The sequence below is a fragment of the Bacillus sp. SW14 genome (assembly GCF_047608225.1).
In the GTDB taxonomy this organism is placed as follows: domain Bacteria; phylum Bacillota; class Bacilli; order Bacillales; family Bacillaceae; genus Bacillus; species Bacillus subtilis_G.
On the sequence record NZ_JBLKRW010000001.1, the window covers coordinates 2,939,364 to 2,958,276 of the forward strand.

The 18,913-nt window shown below is 44.1% G+C and carries 20 protein-coding genes; 6 read left to right on the forward strand and 14 right to left on the reverse strand.

The annotated features are described in order from the left end of the window. Positions 1–81: 81 nt before the first annotated feature. The 4 genes from uxaC to ACMX2I_RS15180 form a co-directional block, all read right to left on the reverse strand. Positions 82–1,503 carry a glucuronate isomerase gene (gene uxaC, locus ACMX2I_RS15165; RefSeq protein WP_289346947.1) on the reverse strand — a complete coding sequence of 474 codons (1,422 nt, stop codon included), beginning with the start codon at positions 1,501–1,503 and terminating at the stop codon, positions 82–84. 201 nt (positions 1,504–1,704) lie between these two features. Beyond that, a complete protein-coding gene (locus ACMX2I_RS15170; protein ID WP_148963877.1) occupies positions 1,705–2,883 on the reverse strand; it encodes an NAD(P)/FAD-dependent oxidoreductase in 1,179 nt (392 codons plus the stop codon). Between the two features lie 39 nt (positions 2,884–2,922). Next, positions 2,923–3,345: a DUF1641 domain-containing protein gene (locus ACMX2I_RS15175; RefSeq protein ID WP_087990862.1), complete on the reverse strand. Its 423-nt coding sequence runs from the start codon at positions 3,343–3,345 to the stop codon at positions 2,923–2,925. Positions 3,346–3,736: 391 nt separating this feature from the next. Then, positions 3,737–4,234, reverse strand: a complete 498-nt coding sequence (locus ACMX2I_RS15180; protein WP_414957364.1) for a cupin domain-containing protein — start codon at positions 4,232–4,234, stop codon at positions 3,737–3,739. 130 nt (positions 4,235–4,364) lie between these two features. Here ACMX2I_RS15180 and ACMX2I_RS15185 point away from each other — a divergent pair, with 130 nt between their 5' ends. From ACMX2I_RS15185 to ACMX2I_RS15195, 3 genes are all read left to right on the forward strand, one after another. Further along, a complete protein-coding gene (locus tag ACMX2I_RS15185; RefSeq protein ID WP_414957365.1) occupies positions 4,365–5,339 on the forward strand; it encodes a multidrug resistance efflux transporter family protein in 975 nt (324 codons plus the stop codon). Between the two features lie 118 nt (positions 5,340–5,457). Continuing rightward, on the forward strand, positions 5,458–6,210 hold the full coding sequence (locus ACMX2I_RS15190; protein WP_414957366.1) for a phosphate ABC transporter ATP-binding protein: 753 nt from the start codon (positions 5,458–5,460) through the stop codon (positions 6,208–6,210). Further along, positions 6,210–6,962: an ABC transporter permease gene (locus ACMX2I_RS15195; RefSeq protein ID WP_414957367.1), complete on the forward strand. Its 753-nt coding sequence runs from the start codon at positions 6,210–6,212 to the stop codon at positions 6,960–6,962. Before ACMX2I_RS15190 ends, ACMX2I_RS15195 begins: the two co-directional genes overlap by 1 nt. A 41-nt stretch (positions 6,963–7,003) precedes the next feature. On the opposite strand, the gene ACMX2I_RS15200 is transcribed toward ACMX2I_RS15195, so the two are convergent. The 6 genes from ACMX2I_RS15200 to ACMX2I_RS15225 are packed head-to-tail and all read right to left on the reverse strand — an operon-like array spanning position 7,004 to position 12,480. After that, on the reverse strand, positions 7,004–7,876 hold the full coding sequence (locus ACMX2I_RS15200; protein ID WP_414957368.1) for a DUF6282 family protein: 873 nt from the start codon (positions 7,874–7,876) through the stop codon (positions 7,004–7,006). Next, positions 7,873–8,547, reverse strand: a complete 675-nt coding sequence (locus ACMX2I_RS15205; protein ID WP_414957369.1) for an RraA family protein — start codon at positions 8,545–8,547, stop codon at positions 7,873–7,875. Before ACMX2I_RS15205 ends, ACMX2I_RS15200 begins: the two co-directional genes overlap by 4 nt. A gap of 13 nt (positions 8,548–8,560) precedes the next feature. Continuing rightward, positions 8,561–9,670, reverse strand: a complete 1,110-nt coding sequence (locus tag ACMX2I_RS15210) for an isocitrate/isopropylmalate dehydrogenase family protein (RefSeq protein WP_414957370.1) — start codon at positions 9,668–9,670, stop codon at positions 8,561–8,563. A gap of 6 nt (positions 9,671–9,676) precedes the next feature. Beyond that, positions 9,677–10,483, reverse strand: a complete 807-nt coding sequence (locus tag ACMX2I_RS15215) for an alpha/beta fold hydrolase (RefSeq protein ID WP_141113377.1) — start codon at positions 10,481–10,483, stop codon at positions 9,677–9,679. 5 nt (positions 10,484–10,488) lie between these two features. After that, on the reverse strand, positions 10,489–11,490 hold the full coding sequence (locus ACMX2I_RS15220; protein WP_414957371.1) for a hypothetical protein: 1,002 nt from the start codon (positions 11,488–11,490) through the stop codon (positions 10,489–10,491). Positions 11,491–11,520: 30 nt separating this feature from the next. Continuing rightward, the gene (locus tag ACMX2I_RS15225; protein WP_414957372.1) at positions 11,521–12,480 is read right to left on the reverse strand and encodes a DMT family transporter; all 960 of its coding nucleotides are present in this window, start codon (positions 12,478–12,480) and stop codon (positions 11,521–11,523) included. A 362-nt stretch (positions 12,481–12,842) separates the two neighbouring features. Here ACMX2I_RS15225 and ACMX2I_RS15230 point away from each other — a divergent pair, with 362 nt between their 5' ends. Further along, positions 12,843–13,634, forward strand: coding sequence for a DUF4931 domain-containing protein (locus ACMX2I_RS15230; protein ID WP_414957373.1), 792 nt, complete (start codon positions 12,843–12,845; stop codon positions 13,632–13,634). Positions 13,635–13,940: 306 nt separating this feature from the next. Here ACMX2I_RS15230 and ACMX2I_RS15235 read toward each other — a convergent pair whose 3' ends face one another. Then, complete coding sequence (locus ACMX2I_RS15235) at positions 13,941–14,753, reverse strand: uroporphyrinogen-III synthase (RefSeq protein WP_414957374.1); 813 nt, start codon at positions 14,751–14,753, stop codon at positions 13,941–13,943. Positions 14,754–14,927: 174 nt separating this feature from the next. On the opposite strand from ACMX2I_RS15235, the gene ACMX2I_RS15240 reads away from it, so the two are divergent. Continuing rightward, positions 14,928–15,116, forward strand: a complete 189-nt coding sequence (locus ACMX2I_RS15240; protein WP_087990849.1) for a hypothetical protein — start codon at positions 14,928–14,930, stop codon at positions 15,114–15,116. 42 nt (positions 15,117–15,158) lie between these two features. On the opposite strand, the gene ACMX2I_RS15245 is transcribed toward ACMX2I_RS15240, so the two are convergent. Continuing rightward, entirely contained in the window at positions 15,159–16,337 is a 1,179-nt protein-coding gene (locus ACMX2I_RS15245; RefSeq protein ID WP_414957375.1) for a glycosyltransferase, read from the reverse strand. Positions 16,338–16,357: 20 nt separating this feature from the next. Next, the gene (locus ACMX2I_RS15250) at positions 16,358–17,548 is read right to left on the reverse strand and encodes a cytochrome P450 (RefSeq protein ID WP_414957376.1); all 1,191 of its coding nucleotides are present in this window, start codon (positions 17,546–17,548) and stop codon (positions 16,358–16,360) included. A gap of 392 nt (positions 17,549–17,940) precedes the next feature. On the opposite strand from ACMX2I_RS15250, the gene ACMX2I_RS15255 reads away from it, so the two are divergent. After that, positions 17,941–18,219 carry a hypothetical protein gene (locus tag ACMX2I_RS15255; RefSeq protein WP_414957377.1) on the forward strand — a complete coding sequence of 93 codons (279 nt, stop codon included), beginning with the start codon at positions 17,941–17,943 and terminating at the stop codon, positions 18,217–18,219. A 31-nt stretch (positions 18,220–18,250) separates the two neighbouring features. Here ACMX2I_RS15255 and ACMX2I_RS15260 read toward each other — a convergent pair whose 3' ends face one another. Further along, positions 18,251–18,877 (reverse strand): NUDIX hydrolase, encoded by a 627-nt coding sequence (locus tag ACMX2I_RS15260; protein WP_414957378.1) that lies wholly within the window; start codon positions 18,875–18,877, stop codon positions 18,251–18,253. Positions 18,878–18,913: the final 36 nt, after the last annotated feature.

The window sequence follows — 18,913 nt, forward strand, 5'->3', positions numbered from 1 at the left end:
TTCCACCTCTGTATCATAAAAATTTTCGGGTAGTGGTCCGCTCAGGACGACGCATGATCACGGTGCTGAGCGGACATTTGGTTACACGTTTGCTTTCTCTTCTTGAAATTGAAAGTAGTGTTTCGCATTGTCATAGCAAATTCCCTGAACAATGCTTCCCAAAAGCTTCATATCATGCGGCACTTCACCGTTTTCCACCCATTCACCGATCAAGTTGCAGACGATCCGCCTGAAATATTCGTGGCGCGTATAGGAAAGAAAGCTTCTGGAATCTGTGAGCATGCCGATAAAACGGCTGAAAAGGCCGACATTTGACAACGCTTTCATTTGATCGAGCATCCCGTCTTTTGTGTCGTTAAACCACCAGGCTGTGCCGAATTGTATTTTCCCGGGGGTGATGCCGTCCTGAAAACTGTTGATCATGCTGGCGATAACATAGTTATCGTTTGGATTAAGTGAATATAAAATCGTTTTAGGCAGCTGGTTCTTCATTTCAACTGAGTTCAGCAGCTTATACAAAGGCTTAGCGATTAATTCATCATTCATAGAATCATAGCCTGTGTCGGGTCCGAGCCTCTTCATCATTTTTGTATTCGTGTTTCTCAAAGCGTTGATATGAAACTGCATTGCCCAATCGAGCTCCGCATACAAACCGCAAAGAAACTGAAGCGTATACGTCTTGAATTTTTTCTCATCTTCATAAGAAACCTCTGTCCCTTGTAATCTGTCAGAAAAAATCCGCCCCGCTTCCTCCTTTGTTGTTTCGGCAAATACCATTGAATCTATCGCGTGATCAGACACTCTGCCGCCGGCTGAGTGGAAGTATCGCACTCGTTTTTCCAATGCCTTTAGAAACTCACCGTAGGTTGTAATCGATATGGCTGCGGCATCTTCAAGCGCCTTCACCCAATCAGGAAAGCCTTCACGATTGATCTCAAGTCCCTTATCCGGACGAAATCCCGGCAGTACGCTGACAGGAAAATCTTTGTCTTCTTTTAATAATAGATGGTATTCAAGAGAATCGACAGGGTCATCAGTTGTGCAAACGACCTTTACATTTGATTTCACGATCAAATCCCTTGCCCCGAAGCCCTCACCTTGGAGCAGTTCATTCGTCCGTTTCCATATAGCCGGCGCGGATTGCTCATTAAAAATCTCATAAATCCCAAAAAAGCGCTGCAGTTCTAAGTGAGCCCAATTGTAGAGCGGATTGCCGATCGCCATCGGCACAGTTTTCGCCCAAGCCGTAAATTTCTCCTCATCAGACGCATCGCCGGTAATGTATGTCTCATCAATTCCATTGGCTCTCATGACGCGCCATTTGTAATGGTCTCCATACAGCCAGGCTTCCGTTATGTTTTGAAATGTCTTATTTTCATAGATTTCTTTCGGGCTTAAGTGACAGTGGTAATCAATAATCGGCATGTCTTTCGCATAATTGTGATAGAGGCTGACAGCGGTTTCATTTTTCAGCAAAAAATTGTCGCCCATAAAGGGTTCCATGTCCTCACCGTCTTTCATTCGATTTCAAAATGTTAACGTGAACATTTTGATTTAGCTTTATTTTACCTTTATATTCCTCTGCGATCAATCTCTTTTTTGAAAATGAAATGTTAACGTTAGCAAACAAGTGAAAAAAAAAGACACCGCCGGAAAACACTCCGTGAGGAACGCTTTCTGCAATGTCGATTCTATAAGAATAGATTAGTAAGCCAGGCTGAAAAGTCCTTTAATATGTGTTAAGTAGCGTACGTTACTTGCTTCTTTCATCAAGGAAGCAGGAAGACCTTTAAGCGGTGTAGAATTTTCACCAATGATGGCAACCGCGTCTTTGCGTCCAAGGCTTGCAAGTGTACCAGAGTTTACTGGATTGAATGTTTCAAGCGTTTTGCCTTCTAAGTAAGCGAATAGGTTGTAACCGATCAGCTCACCCATTTGCCATGCGATTTGTGCAGTCGGCGGGTATGGACGGCCGTCTGGAGCGAAGTAAACTGCGCTGTCTCCGGCAACGAATACATCTTCATGAGATGCAGATTGCAGGAAGTCATTTACTGTCGCGCGTCCGCGGTTCACTTCAAGACCTGATTCACCGACTAATGGGTTGCCTTGTACGCCGCCAGTCCAAACAAATGTGTTGGCAACAACTTTAGATCCGTCTTTCAGATCAATCACGTTACCTTCCACATTTGTAACAGGAAGACCTGTTAAGAACTCAACGCCGCGTTTTTCAAGGCTCGCAGTCGCGCGTTCGATCAGATCATCCGGAAGAACAGGAAGGATTTTCGGACCTGCTTCAACCAGTTTCAATTTGATTTCTTTATGGTCTACGCCGTATTTTTTCGTAAGGTTCGGCATGATGTCAGCAAGCTCACCGACAAGCTCAACACCTGTTAAGCCGCCTCCGCCGATAAGGATTGTTGCATCAGCTTCGTTTTTCGTTTGAGCGTACTCGCGCACACGATCTTCAACATGCTGGAAGACTTTGTTCGCATCGGCAGCAGATTTCAATACCATGCTGTTTTCTTCAAGACCTGGGATGCCGAAGTAAGCTGTTACAGAACCAAGACCTACAACAAGCGCATCGTAAGATAATGCAGAACCGTCAGCAAGCGCTACTTCTTTTTTATCAACAGAGAAAGAGCTTACTTCCGCAATTTTAAGGTCAATGTCTTTACCTTTGAAAAGTTTTTCTAATGGCATTGCAATCGCTTTTTCAGACACGTTGCCTGCTGCAAGACGGTGTAATTCCGTAATGATTTGGTGAGTAGGGTATTTGTTTACCACTGTCACTTTTGCTTGTTCTTTAGTGTAATGTTTGCGAACTGTTAGAGCAGAAAGAACTCCGCCATAACCAGCGCCTAGAATGACAATATGTTTTGACATCGTATATCCTCCGTCCTTTATATCAATTTGAATCTGAGATTATTTTTGGTTTTCGCGTTCGTTCATGACTTCAAGATAGCTGTTAGCAAAACGGAACAGCTTTTGAGCTTGAGGATCTTTCAGCATGCGTAACAGGCCGAATAGACCAATCGTTTCGCTGCTTGCATCAGCGCGGTCTTTCGCTTCGATTGCAGTCGCAGCCACTTCTTTCGCTGTTTCTTTTACAGGCTCAAGCATTTCAGTGATCGCACTGACAGTGTCGCTTTTTAACACTTCGTCAGTTGCTACAGACTGAGCGAAATCATAAGACTTCGTTAAAATATTCACTAACTCAGTCAGTTTTGGAAGCTGGTCAACTAAAACAGTCAGTGATTCTTGAACTTCTGGCTTTAACAGCTGATCAATAAGATCTTGCTGGCTTTGGCTGACAGACGCATTTGTTTGATCGATTGTTTCTGGCATATCCAATTCTCCTTTACTATAAGCAGTTTGCAGATTTTTTTGGAAAGGGTAGTGCCTCTCCCTGATCTCATACTTGAAAGCATAAGAATAAGGATTGTGAATTCATGCACAATCATTTACAAAAATAAATGTTTACTACCCAGTTTTTCATCTTGCCATATTCAGTATTATTTTTATCTCAAAAATAAACAATTGAATAAGTCAAAAATCCTTTACTCTCTCTGAAAATAGCAAACACAAAAAACTCCAATTCGATTACCTTCTATATGATAACACTTTTTGAACAAAATTTGAACGTGAATTGCTTCGATTATGAAATTAATTTAGATGGAGCCCGTGTCATAACGTTTCTGCGGCACTAGTTATTGACAATCCAACAATTTTCTTCCCTTCACTTTACCCATATTTTTAAAAGAGGCGCTTTTTTTCCTGTGATCGGGTCATTCTCCGGCAATGACACCTGCTTGATCTGTTTCATCGCTTCCTCTCTTTCACTTGGCTCTCCCGTCTTCATATCATACTGAACGCCTCCCGGATAAGCGCCAATGACGGTAAAATCGGAGCTTGCGCTTCGCTTTTTATGGCCGACTCCAGCTGGAATCACGACTGCGTCGCCCGATTTGATAGGAATGGCGGCCCCTTTTTCTCCCCCAAATTGAATCACAGCCTCTCCCCGGACTGCAATCAGGACTTCATGCGTATTGCTGTGATAGTGATGGTATGGAAAAACACTCCCTGACCAGCTGTTCGACCAGCCATGCCGGTTGACCATCCGCTCTGCCCGACCGATGTCCTTGAGTGCGTTTTGATACACAATAAGCGGAAAATCAGGGTGATTCGGAATCCTGCCGTCATCCTGAAAGAAATACGTCTGTGTCTCTGCTTCCATCAATGCCACCTCCATTTTTTGTCTTCCACACATAGCGGTTTGTAAAACATGCTTATTTTCTCACGACTTCATTGATCTGTGCGATATCGAGTAGTATAGTATAAAAAATAACGCCAGAATGAGGGATATCATGAAAGCAATTGTTATCGGAATATTGGCTTCACTCTTTTTCGCCGTTACCTTTATTTTAAACAGAGCGATGGAATTATCCGGAGGCAGCTGGCTTTGGAGCTCTTCGCTGCGCTTTATTTTTATGGTGCCGTTTTTATGTTTGATTGTCATCATAAGAGGGACATTCGCCCCTCTCTTACAAGAGATGCGGAAAAAGCCGTTTTTTTGGATCAAATGGAGCTTTGTCGGCTTCGTGCTTTTTTACGCGCCGATCACATTTGCGGCTGCATACGGTCCCGGGTGGCTTGTAGCCGGAACTTGGCAAATCACCATTGTAGCCGGTGTGCTCCTATCTCCACTTTTTTATGTCAAAAAAGATATGCCGGGAGGCCCGCAGCTCGTTCGGCAAAAGATTCCCCTTGTTTCACTTGGCACGTCCGTGATCATTCTGATCGGAGCGGCACTCATTCAGCTTCAGCATGCAGGATCGCTTTCTGGGAAGACACTGCTTTTCAGTGTGCTGCCGGTTGTCATTGCGGCTTTTGCCTATCCGTTAGGGAACCGGAGGATGCTCGAGGAATACGGAGGCCGGCTTGATACATTTCAGCGTGTGCTGGGAATGACCTTGGCCAGCCTTCCGTTCTGGCTGATCATAGCAGCTTACGGGTGGTGGTCAGACGGCCTTCCGACAGCGGGGCAAACCGTTCAATCCTTCATCGTTGCCGTCAGCTCAGGCGTCATTGCCACCGTTTTATTTTTCTGGGCAACTGATATGGTAAGAGACAATCCGCAAAAGCTCGCGGCCGTTGAAGCAACCCAATCTGGTGAAGTGATTTTCGCGCTGCTTGGTGAAATTGTTCTGCTGTCAGGCATTTTCCCATCCCTATTATCATTTGCCGGTTTATTCATTATTATGGCGGGGATGGTATTGCACACCTTTGCTTCACAACCGGGAAAACTGAAAAAGAAAACACAGTCAAATCTGACCGCGTAGCATCTGCCGGAGAATGGGTGAAAACCTGTTCTCTTTTATTATTGCTACCAAAAGATATCTGTTTCACGTTATATTTACATATAGTATCAGCCTACTTTACTGAAAGGTGATTATTGTAATGGAAACAAACAATCAAACACAAAATAAGCCAGCCATCTCCTTCAGATCAGTTAGAAAAAGCTATGAACAAGATGGACAAACCTATGATGTGTTGCGAGATGTCACCGGAGACATTCAACAGGGCGCAATCGCGGCCGTTTTAGGCCCTTCCGGTTCAGGCAAAAGCACTCTCCTGTCCATGTGCAATTTAATGAGAACGCCTGATAGCGGCGAAGTGAAAATATACGGAAAGGAAGTCAGGCATTGGAATGTCAATGAGCTGAGGCGAACGGCAGCCCTCGCGTTTCAATCTGCCCCCGTCCTCGGTGGGACAGTGCGCGATAATCTAAGTCTGGTCCAAAGGCTGCATCAATCCCAGCTGTACTCCCCTGAAGAGCTCGCTTCTCTTACAGGGCTCCCGCCAGAGCTGTTAGACAGAAGCGCCAAGGATTTATCGGGCGGGCAGCGGCAACGGCTGTCACTAGCCAGAACGATCACTAATCCTTCCTCTATTCTATTGCTGGACGAAATCACATCGGCCTTGGACCCGGTTTCTGCTCTTGAGATTGAAGAACTGATCAAACGTCAGCATCAAGAGAAAAAATGGACAGTCATGTGGGTGACTCATAATCTGGAGCAAGCAAAACGAGTTGCCGATATCATTTGGTTTATGGCGGATGGCCGGCTTCTCGAAATCGCAGCAGCCGAAACCTTTTTCTCCGATCCGCAGCATGAAGCAGCCAAAGAATTTTTGAAGGGAGGTACCCGGTAATGGATTACCTTTCCCTCTCTTTAACGATGATCTTTGTTTTGATCGCCTTGTTTTTATCAAAATCCTTTAAAGCCGGCGTAGAAAAAGACATGATCATTGCCACCATCCGGGCCGCGGTACAGCTGCTTGTCATCGGTTATGTACTGTCGCTGATTTTCCGCGGAGACCATCCTGTTTTTATCCTTCTGATGGTGCTGTTAATGCTGGCAGTAGCGGCGCAAAATGTCATCAAACGAAAGAAAAATACAATCGGTTCGTTTTGGAGAGTGTTCGCAGCGTTAGCGATTGTAGAAATTGTGACGCAGGGAATTTTGCTGTCTCTTCACATCATTCCGCTTACTGCCCGATATGTCATTCCGATCAGCGGGATGGTCATCGGAAATTCGATGGTGCTCGCAAGTCTGTTTTTAAACCGGCTTAGCTCAGAAATCGGCGTTCGCAAAGAAGAGATACAATTGATATTGTCTCTTGGAGGCACACCGAAGCAATCCATACAGCGTATTCTTACATCAGCGATGAAAATGAGTATGATCCCGACGCTGGAAAGCCAGAAAACGCTGGGGCTTGTTCAGCTTCCAGGCATGATGACCGGCCAGATACTAGCCGGCGCGGACCCGATTCAGGCGGTACGCTTTCAGCTGCTGATCGTGTTCACAACGATGGCGTCAGCCGCACTGACATGTGTGATCTTAAGTGTGCTGACATACCCGTCATTATTCACAGCGCATCAACAGCTGAAGGAAAATGGATAACCGAAAAAGATGAGCCCTTCCCGAAACGGAAGGGCTCATCTTTATTTCACGCCTAAAAAAGCAGTTGGGTTCAAATAACAAATCTCATCAGCGATTTTTTGATTGAAATCAAATCCGTTTGCTTCAGCAGCTTTTTTTACCTCTGTCAAATATTCCGTATATGCCTCAGTCACTGTCCCATTCTTCAACTGACCGAAATCCGTCGATACGCATATGCGATCTGTTCCCCATGTTTTCAGCACTTTAACTAAATCCTCGTGCCGATCGTAACCGATTTTGCTCATTAAAACGGCAAATTCAACATAGACGTTTTTTGAAGCAGACAGCATGTCGATGACCTCAGCCATTGTAAAATTCGTGCACTGGTAAAACGGATGAGTAATCATCAACTTACACTTTTGCTTTTCTGTTTCTTCAATCAGCATATACACTTCTTCTTTTGAGGAGTGGCCTGTCGCTAATGGAACGTTAAACGCCGATGCTACTTGAATGACTTCCTTTGTTTCTTGACGCAGTTTTCCGTTTTCGCTGATCCTTTCATATTTCACTGTATGTTCAGCTAAAACAGGATGAGATGTGGTTTGTTTTGTTTTTGGTTTGTTTGACGGCAAGGTCAAAGTGGGAAACCAAATCATCATTGAAGAATGATCCGGACCGTTCGCAGCAATCGCTGCTTCCACCACCGCCCGGTTAATGCCGCCGTTGTACTGGTTCAATGTTATAGATCCAAAGAGCGGCAGCCCCATCTCCCGGGCCGCATGCGCAAGCGGCGTTGTGGCCATCAAGTGGCTTTTCATAACGGCTGCTCCATTGTTCGCTTTTAGTTCTTCACCCAGATTAAAAATCGTATATCTTCTATTGTACGTATCAGGCCATGCGTGTACATGAAGATCTAAAAATCGCTCAAGTTTCATTTGGCTGTCACTTCATTCTCCCAAGGTCGGTGATACTTATACATTTCACGCGCTTCTTTTAAATGTACGCCCCGCGAAACGGCTTCTTTGATTTTCTCTTCTGTTTCTTCAATGGCTCTAGAGCGCTTGATGACTTCTTCGGCAACGTCTTGGGGAATGACGATCACTCCATTCTGGTCCGCGCGGACAAAATCGTTCGGCTGAATGACCGTGCCGCTGATCGTGACAGGGACCTGATGGGCTGTCTTTTTCGTCCGGCCTTTTCCCGTTTTCATATAGACAGCAGTACTGAACATGGCGTACTCCGTTTCCCGAATATAATCAATATCACGGCAAGCACCATCTATTACAGTGCCTGCGATTTTCTTTTGAATCGCCAATTGGGTTAAAATGTTGCCCCATACGGTACAGTCCGTACGGCCGTTATTAGCAAGAATAACAACTGAACCCTCTTCGGCCGCATCAATAAAATCAGCTGCCTTGGCAACTTGCTGTTCCTCTTCGCTCGGATCTCTGTATTCCACTGTAAACGCTGTTCCGCAAATATTTGCAGACGTGTTTCTCGGTACGATACCGCATAATCCGCCATCTATATGTAAACTGTCCAATGCGTCAGAAATCGTCGGCGTATCAAACGATTTCAATTCTTCTATGATTTGTTGATTATCCACTTAATTGGTCCTCCTAGCAGTTTTGAATGATGGCATTTGCCGTTTCTTTTGTGCTTGCGATACCGCCTAAATCGTACGTTAGCGTTTTTCCTTCTTTTAACACTTTATTGACAGCGGTTTTGATCCGCATGCTTTCTTCCATATATCCGCAATGCTCAAGCAAAAGAGAAATGGTTAAAAATTGAGCCATCGGATTCACTTTCATTTTACCGGCATGTTTTGGGGCTGAGCCGTGTACCGGTTCAAAATAAGCATTCTCGTACCCGAAGTTTGAACTTGGTGCAAGGCCTAAGCCGCCCATGATTCCCGCCCCGAGATCGGAGAGGATGTCGCCGAATTGATTTTCACTGACAATGACGCCGAAATGTCCCGGATCTTTCACCATCCACATCGCTGTCGCATCAACGTTTTGGACCTCCCAATCCACTTCTGGGTAGTCCTTCGCCACTTCTTCTAAAATGGTTAACGCAAACTGACCGGACTGTCTCATCACATTTGGCTTATCTGACCACGTCACTCGTTGGTAGTTGTATTTTTTCGCCCATTCAAAGGCAAACTTCAACAACCGCCTTAAGCCATTTTTCGTAATCAGCCGAATTGCGGTGCCGCCATCATCTTCCCCGTCAAGCTGCCAATTATTTAGTCCGTTCTTGTTTGCCTGAATAAAATCAAACAGGTCTTTGGGAATAGGTGAAAAGTCGAGTCCAGCATAAAGTCCCTCTGTATTTTCGCGAATAACGGTCATTCTAAACTTTTTAGATTGCTGATGGTCTAAACTGTAAGCCGGACGCACATTCGCGAACAAATTTAATTTTTGTCGCAGCTGGATGACAGGTGAGACATACTTCAGGTTTTGATCTTGTAATGACGGATCTAATTCTTTTAAGCCCTGAGCGTGAGGTTTGCTGGTGATTGCGCCTAATAGTGTCACATCACTTTTTTCAATTAAATCCCACGTTCTTTGCGGAACTGGGTCACCTTCTTTTTTCCAAAACTCCCATCCGATATCACCGAACTTTAAATCAATATCGACACCTAATCGATCAAATACCGGTAAACTGCATTCGATAACCTCAGGACCGATTCCATCTCCTGGTAAAACCGCTGCTGTAATTTTTGCCATATGTTTTTACACCTCTGCTCCAAAATGTGAATCAATAAATTTTTCGATTACTTGTTTGACTTCGTCTGGTTTTTCACCAAACATGCGCATACCGCTGTTTTGGATAAAATGAATGTTCGCCTGCGGCATATATTTTTCGAAGTATTCGGACTCTTCTTTCCCTAATAATATCGATTCTTCTCCGAAAATAATTTGAATCGGCGACTTCATCTGATCGTGATATGTTTTGCCGTTATGGTTTATAATGGCTTGCACACCGGCTTTCATTTTGGCAACGGCAATCGCCTCATCTTCTATGTCTGTTGTCTCCAATCGGAATATCGGCAGCTCACTTTCTTTTACGACCCATGGCACTAGACCCGCTTGAAGCCCTTTGACGCCAAATTTGTCGCAAAGCATATACCATGTGGAAAAGACCGCCTTTAATTTTTTATTTGGATAAAGCATGGTGGACACCAATAAAATAGGAGTGTCTGCATATTCATTGAACGTGCTTAAATACTGAGCCATCATCCCGCCGAGAGAAAAGCCCCAAATCATATAAGGTGTGATGTTGTTCTTTTTGACATAATCATGTGCCCACCGAGCCAATTCAGGAACCGTAAACGAATCTTTTTCCTTATTTTCTTGAATCAGTTTTTCCGGAACATCTAGAATGATAAATGTATAGTCGTTCATATACGGCGCAAGTGACACCATCCATTCTTCCCGGCTTAATGCGTCTGCGTCCATTCTTGGCAAAACCAAAATCACTCTGTCTCCGGTTCCTAGCTCTAGTTTCCAGCTGCGTTTTACATTTTCTTTGTTCATCATCATACTCACCCTACTTGACTCAGCTCGGTGCTTCGCAGCGCAAATTCCGCACGATTAACCAACGTCTGCTTTTCTAAAATGACTAATAGATCCAATAATTTAAGACCGCTTGATTGTGCCATTCTATCGAGCTTGTCCAGTACATCTAAATTCAAATTATGCATTCCCGACAAAATCCCTTCCTCTTTGTCATAGAAGGAATTCTCTGATGTATCATTGATGAACAGGGAGTAGGCTTGTCTTGATAACTGGATTAATTCACAAATGTCATATTTTTTGCTGAGGTCTAAGCGATTGAGTATCGCTGCAAATGTCTCGATGCACAGGTTCCCCGGTCCTTTCCCAAAACCGTATAAACTTCCGTCAATCAACTGAACACCGCATTGAATCGCATCAATCGCATTTGCCGAAGCAAGGCCTAAATTGTCATGAGGATGAAAACCGAGTTCTACAGATGAGTGTTCTTTCAGCTTGGTAAATAAAGATGAAACAGCGGGCGGCATCATGGCTCCGTTAGAATCAGCCAAGTAAATGTAATCGGCTCCCGCCTCTATAACTTTTTCTGTAAATACAATGATATCTTGGATATTCGCGTGACTTGCCCTGATTAAGTTTGCGCTGACATGAATCCCGTGTGCTTTCAATTCTTTGATAACCGGCAGGCTGGCATCCGTTTTCGCAAGAGGAATGCATAAACGGACCATACCGACTGAAGGATGCTTCATCCGTTCGAGAAATTCTTCTTGATATTGTGCCGGATGCAGCATGAGCACCAATTGCGAGCTTGACCCCGCACCTATCGCGCAAGCCATTTCTTCTATGTATTCAATCGGACAGCAGCTTTGCAGATTCATCCCTTCGTTCGAAGACACATATCCGATTTCGATAAAATCAACATTCGCTTTTGAAAGTCCGCTGACGACTTGACGGGCAGCATCTAAATTGATCTTCGCCCCTTCAACATGAACTGATTCTCTTAACGTGACATCCATTAATTTTATACTCATCTTAAAACCCCTTTTTGTTTGGATTTGATGTTATACCGCTTCTTTTTTGCTTGTCCTCACCGCAGGCATCACAGAACGCCGTCTCTGATAAATATTATTTAACACAATCGCACCGATCGTTAAGAAGGCTCCGCCCGCTTCAACAGGCGACATTTTATAGCCTGTGATAATGGAAATCATAAACGACACAATCGGAACCAAGTTCATAAACAAAGAACCGTTAATCGGTGTCAGTATCTTATTGCCGATATTCCATGCAAACACACCGATAACACCTGCAAAAATACTCATGTACATCATTTCCCATTTGATCTCCATGACTTGATTGACAGCAGGCACTTCTACTTTTCCTAAGATTACGAATATTGAAATTACAACAATGGATGTGACATTTCCGTAAATACAGCTCAAAGCGGTGTAACGCAAGGATGACCATTCTGGAAAGCTGCTGCCTCCAATTGTATAAAGAACCCAAGCTAACACGCTGATTGACATTAAAATAATAGGAACTGCCTGCTTATTGCTGTCTGCAAAGAAAGCAATATCTCCTTTTGTCACAACCAGCAATACGCCGATGAAAGACACCGCAACCAAAAGCAATGTAACATTCGCCGGTCTGTTCTTTTTGTAAACCCATAAAACAAGCAGTGACACCATCGGGATCAATGCCATTAATATAGAGCCTAAAATAGCCCCGTTATCACCTGCCATCTTTTGCCCTAAAAACACAAGAAAATTATAAGCGCAGAATGCCATACTCCCATAAAACCAAATCGGAACCAGTTTCCCTTCCGTCTTAAAACTTTTAGCTCCCTCTGTAAAAAACAGAATGATAGATAGTACGACTGCCACAATCAGATAACGTATCAGTGTAAAAAAGAATGGATCAATATGTTTCAGAGCTCTTCCAGCTACAGGCCATTGCGCTCCAAAACAAATACCTGCAATCAGGCAAAAAAGCACGCCTTTCTTAAAATGGGATGTTGTCATGTTCGCCTCTCTCCTTTTATTGAAATACTCCCAATTTTCTCCTTTCCGTAAGATATTTCCTAATATACACAGGAGGGTAATATTTGTAAACTGTTATTTTCAAAAAATTTTTATTTTTATTAATTTTGAATTAACAACTTTAGACTTACGAAAAAACACATTAAAACCCTAATAAATCAAGGTTTTACGTATCATGGAAACGTGTACATCTCTCCTTATTATTTTTCAAAGAAAATGAATTCTTTTATTTTTTGGAGATTTTAAACAAAAAACAAAGAAAATATTGCAAGCAGAATGTAACCCATATAAAATGTTAAAGTGACATAAGGTATTTAGAAAATTTTGAAAGGTCGTTTTATCAAATGCAGAAATTATATTTTTCCAGCTATATCAGTGCACAAAAACCGGAAACCATTGTCAATAAGCAAAACGCCTGTCCTTTTTGTGACCGCGATAACCTTACCGGCATTTTAGAAACTGACGGGGATATGATTTGGCTCGAAAATAAATACCCCACCATCCAAGATACGTACCAAACGCTGATTGTGGAGACAGGCAAGTGCGACGAAGATATAACGACTTACAGCAATAAAAAAATGAGAAGACTGATACGGTTTAGTTTAGAAAAATTGATACATATGGAAAAAGATCCTCAATACAAAAGCGTTATATTGTATAAAAACCATGGCCCGCTTTCAGGCGGGAGTATAAAACACGCCCATATGCAGATTGTCGGATTGAAACATGCGGATTATATGGAATCGCTCTCATATGAGAATTTTCTAGGGATCAAGGTTGCAGAGAATCCGAATCAAGCTGAATTCAATCTGTCGGGCGATCCGATTATGGGTTTTACTGAAATGAATGTCATCATAAGTGACTCGCTGGAGCATACAGACCTAATGGCTGATTACATTCAAACAGCTGTTACATACTTAACCCAAGATTTCAGCTATAAATGTACAAGCTATAATTTATTTTTCTATCATACAAATCATCATATCATCTGCAAAATCGTACCGAGATTCGTCGTTTCCCCTTTCTTCGTTGGCTATAAAATCCCGCAAGTCTCGGTAGATGAGCGATTACATGAAATAAAAAAAGAATTGCAGAAAAAACTGAATACCTCGATGAAAGAAAACAATGTGCTATAGAAAATGAATGCTTCGAAGTTTGACAGTATAAAAGGCAACTGAGAGGTTTAAACGTGCAGGGGGCTTCAATAATGAGCAATGATAAAAAGTATTATTGGAGGCAACTCACAATTTATAATCATCCTTTTAGCAAGACAAAGTCATTTTTCAGCATGTTTGAAAACCCTTGAAGTCTAGGATTAACGAGCATCGAAGCACAGCGAATGTTGGAATTCGGAGCACCGAAGGGCAGGCTTAACAACGAATGCGAGGGTTTGTCGACACGCTGAAAGCCGCTTCCCTTTTGGAAAGCGGCTTTTGTATTGGTTATTCCTTTTCTTCATAATACTTAGACAGCTCGATAATCATCGCGCCCATCCGCTCAATCTCCGGAGCAAGCAGTCTCGTGATGCCTTCTTCCCGCAGTGCTTCAGCAGTCACTTTTCCGACAGCCGCAGCGATGGCGCGCTCTTCAAATACGGCCTTCAATTCATTGATATAGCCGCGCTCCTTGGCAAAGTCAAACAGGGAACGAACCTGAATTGCGGTTGTAAAACAAACGGCGTCAATCTCACCGTTCATCAGCTCCCGGCATAACCGCTCCACTGTTTCCTCCTCAGGCGGGATGTGCTGATAAGGCAGAATCGGCAGGACAGACGCGCCATTTTCTTCAAGAAATGCCATGAGGGCCGGCGCGTTTTCTCCATGAAGCTGCACCATAACTGTTTTTCCTGAAAAGTCGTAAGGCGCCAAGGACCGGATTAAGCCTCTTGTTGTCCCGTCTTCGTCCGAAGCTTTAGGTGTGATCCCAAGCTTTTTCAGCGCAGCCAGCGTTTTGTATCCCCGGCATGCCGCTTTCGCCTGGCGAATCGCCTGCAGAAACTCGTCTTTCAGACCGATTTTCTCTGCCATATCGACAAGAGTCTCTGTGCCAATGCCTGTCGTGAAAATGACCCAGTCAGCTTTTTCCTCCACAAACGCCCGCAAATCCGGCTCCACCTGCTTCTCAGCTAAATAAACCGTTCCTTGGAGAGGCCGGATGACAGAAGTTCCGCCCTGTTTTTCAATGATTGTGCTGATTTCTTCCGTTTTTCGGGAGCCCCCGATCGCCACGCGTTTTCCATGTAACCCTTTTCCCATACCCGTTTCCTCTCCTCTTTGCATCATTTTTTTATGTATACGAGCTTAATAAAGCTATTGTGGCGCAAACCAAGGGAGAAATCAAGATAAACCCAAGCCTCTAAAATCCATTTGAATACACCTGAAGCTTGCTGTAATATAAACAGCAGACACGTTTGCTAACGGAGGATCGACATGGAAACAAAAAATGAAGAATATGAAACAAAAGGCTACGATACATCGATCGTTTACGAATTCAATGAATACCCGGACGTCCGCAGCGGGCGCTGTGACAATTGTGATTACACACTGTTCAAAAGCTCTGTAAAAGGCGGAAAATTTCTAAGAGAATGCCGGAGATGCGGCTTGAAAAAAAATATCTAAACAAAAAACCGAAATCGAATTTTTGATTTCGGTTTTTATGATTTACTGCGGAACAGCCGTTTTTTTCATAAACGCTTCAATCTCTGCCGCCGCACGCTCCGCTCCGCCTGCTTCTTTTACATCCTTTTGCATGTTTTTGACGCGGCTTAACACCTCTTGATCACCGGATACGGCTTGAACTGCTTCCCGCAGCCTGGAAACAGTGACTTCCTCTTTCGGCAAATAAACGCCAAGACCTAATTCGTCGGCACGCTTTGCGGTGAGCTCCTGCTCATACATTTGCGGAATGACGACAAGCGGCACACCGGCATTCATTGCTTCCATCGTACTGTTCATCCCGCCATGAGAAATAAACAAATCGGCTTTCGCCAACACCTCAAGCTGCGGAACGCTTTGGCGAATGGTAAAGTGAGCAGGGATGTCACCAAGGCTTTCAGGATCAATCGATTTCCCGACCGACATGATCACTCGCCACGAAGAATCCCGAAATGCCTCGATGCACATCTTGTAAAATTCCGGCCATGCGTTAAACGCCGTTCCCAATGAAATCAGCATAAGCGGACGATCACCCTTTTCAATCAACAGGCTTTCTTGTTCCGCCCGTTTTCCAAGGGAAGGGCCGACAAAACAGAAACGGTCATCGAACGTCTCATGCTGGATTTGAAAAGACTTCGGCATAAAGACAATATTTAATGCTTCCGGCACAGCTAATTGTTCAAATGAAACAACCGGCAATTGCTCTTGCTCCAAGTAGGCTTTAAATTCAGCCTCGGCCTCTTTTATCATCTTCAGCATGTCTTCACTTCCAAGCTGAAAGGATTCATTTTGGGCATATGATGAACAAAGCTTGATAACCGGCACATTAAGCTTGTCAGCAAACAATTTTCCAGCCAGCGCCACAAAATCATAGATGATCAAATCAGGCTGATCATCTTGATATAACTCCTCAAGCTGCGGCAGAATGCTCAGTGATTCTTTTAAGAGACTGAGCGGCGCGTCATTCTTTTCCATCATCTCCCTGATTTGCTTAGGATCAATATCCAAGGATGTACGATAGATAAATGCTTCTCCGCCGGCTTTCTGAACAGCAGGCGCGAACTCCTCCGTCGTGGCATACGTGACACGATGCCCTCTCTCACAAAGCTTCTCTACTAATGCCAGCGTAGGATTGACATGACCGTACGCCGGAATATTGATCATCGAAATATGGTGCTTTTTCATGAAACCAGTCCCCTTATTGATTAAATTTTGACACGAAAGCTCTTTAATCCGTAGATCACGCTGTTTTCAATCGGCGTGATACTGACACATTCCATATGAGGAAAAGCAGAAATCAAAGACGTTAACGCAATATTCGCTTCAAGACGGGCAAGCGGTGCCCCAAGACAAAAATGGATGCCGTGTCCAAACGCGATATGCGGATTGGGATGGCGGTGAATATCAAACAGGTGCGCCCTGTCAAACTTCGCTTCATCACGATTTGCTGACGCCACAAAAGCCAGAACCATATCACCTTCTTTAATGTGGTGTCCCCCAATCTCCGTATCCCGCTTGGCAATGCGCCTCAAAACCGGTGCAGGCGCCCTGAAACGCAGGGCTTCCTCCACTGCCTGAGGCATTAGTTCAGGATAGCACCGCAGTTCCTCGTAAGCATCCGGCGTTTCCAATATGCTGTACATCGCATTTGAAATCAGGTTTGTTGTGGTTTCATTCCCGGCCACCAATAGCAGCGTGCAAAACGGAATCAGTTCTTCTCCGGAAAGCTTCTCGCCTGTTTCTTCCGCTTTCACTAAAATTGAAATGATATCCTGTGCCGGTTTGTTTCGCTTTTCTTCTATGATGTTGGCAAAGAACGCAGCCAGTTCTTCCTCGCACTTGTTTCGTTCTTCCAAAAAGGCTTTTTCAGCTTCTTCACTTTTATCCTTCGGCGTGCTGACCAGAAGATCAGACCATGTTTTAAACCGCTCCATATGCTCAGAAGGAACCCCGAGCAGCTCAGATATCACGATGACCGGAAGCGGATATGAAAAATCGTGCACAAGATCAAACTCGCTTCGTCCCTGAAATTTTCGAATCAATTCATTTGTGATTTCCTGAATTCTCGGTTCCCATTGCTTCATCACACGCGGTGTGAAGGCTTTATTCACTACAGAACGGATTTGCGTATGCCTCGGCGGGTCCATATTAATGATGGAATTCCCAATAGCGCTTGATTGCTGCGGCATATAGCTGGAAAACACCTCTTTATCTCCAATGACTTTTTTGACATCATTATAAAGAAAAACGCTCCACACCTGGTTTTCTTCACCATAGGAAACAGGCGCATCCCTTCTCATCGATTCGTACCACGGAAACGGATGATAAGCATCCTGTTTGTTTTTTCCATTGAGCAGCGCTCGCTGCAAGGCTTGCCGGCGGTTTAACACATTCATGTATTGTCACTCTCCTTGAAAGAATTCAGCAATTGGCGCTCTTCTTCACCTCCCGCTTTCGAGAAAGAGAGGGACAATCAAGTATAGACAGATTGATAACAGCAGGCAGGCGATCATGAAGTCCGATGCAGGCATCATATATTCCCTCTCGAATTCCGTTCATCTTACCATAATCTCTCAATTTTTTTCTATTCTGCACTACCATTTGGGCTCACAACGTGACGTTAGGCATAGGTATGCAAATTCAATATGCATTCAATTGCACACGTTCCGATGCGAAAACACCCCTATTTCCAACCAATAGCACTAACTTAAAAAGATGACTTTTCCATTATATAAAGCACGCTGATTCTATGATTTAATAGAAGGTAAAAGGTGAAGGAGAGAACAACATGGCAGCACAGACTGATTTCCAAAAACAATTTGTCGGCATCCTGCTTTCACTTGCATTTGTATTGTTTGTGTTCTCTTTTTCTGAGAGACATGAAAAACCGCTTGTTGAGGAAAAAAATCAAGAAAACTGGCATGCTGTCGTCGACAAAGCTTCTGTCGAGATTTACGGCAACCGATTAGTTGAAGAAAACAAATTAAAGCAAAAACTCGGCCATAAACAAGCCGATTCTATTTTGACCCTTCTGAAACTCGGCAACGAAAAACATATTGCGCTATAAAAAAGAAAGAGCTTTCCGGGCTCTTTCTTTTTTAGTCAAATAGCGTGTTTTTTTCTGGATGGCGCATAAAGTCAAACAGCATGCAAAACTGTGCGGGTGTGTTTCGTTTTGGAGAAAGCGGCGGGAGCCTGTCCTCCGGAAAAAAAGCGGCATGGTTCGTCTCAATTCCCGTTTCCCCCTGCCCGCCCGTTATGCTGCATGCAATGAAAATTTTATAGTAATGATACGGCTGAGGCGGATGGGGATGCTTTTGGCTGTCCAACACGGCCAGCAATCGGGTCGGTTCTGTATCGTACCCCGACTCTTCTTTGATTTCCTTGATCACGTTTTCAGCCGGTGATAACCCAATCTCACAAAACCCGCCCGGCAGTGACCACAGCTCATCATGCTTTTCCCGAACAAGCAAAATCTGTTTGTCTCGGAATACTGCGCCGCGAACATCCGCTTTCGGTGTCGGATAGCCTTTCTCGCCCTTCCATAAATCATTGATCACCTCAATTTCCGTTTGCGTGTAATCCGCCATCATCTCTGCGCTTAGCTTCATCAGCTCTTCGTACCTTTCCCTGTCATACACATCCTTGGAAAAAGCGAGTCCCGCCTCTACGATCGCCCGAATCCGCATCGTCCGTTCCAGCCACTTGGTTTGCACTTTGATCACTCATCCTTTCACATTATTTTCCGCTATAAAAAAAGC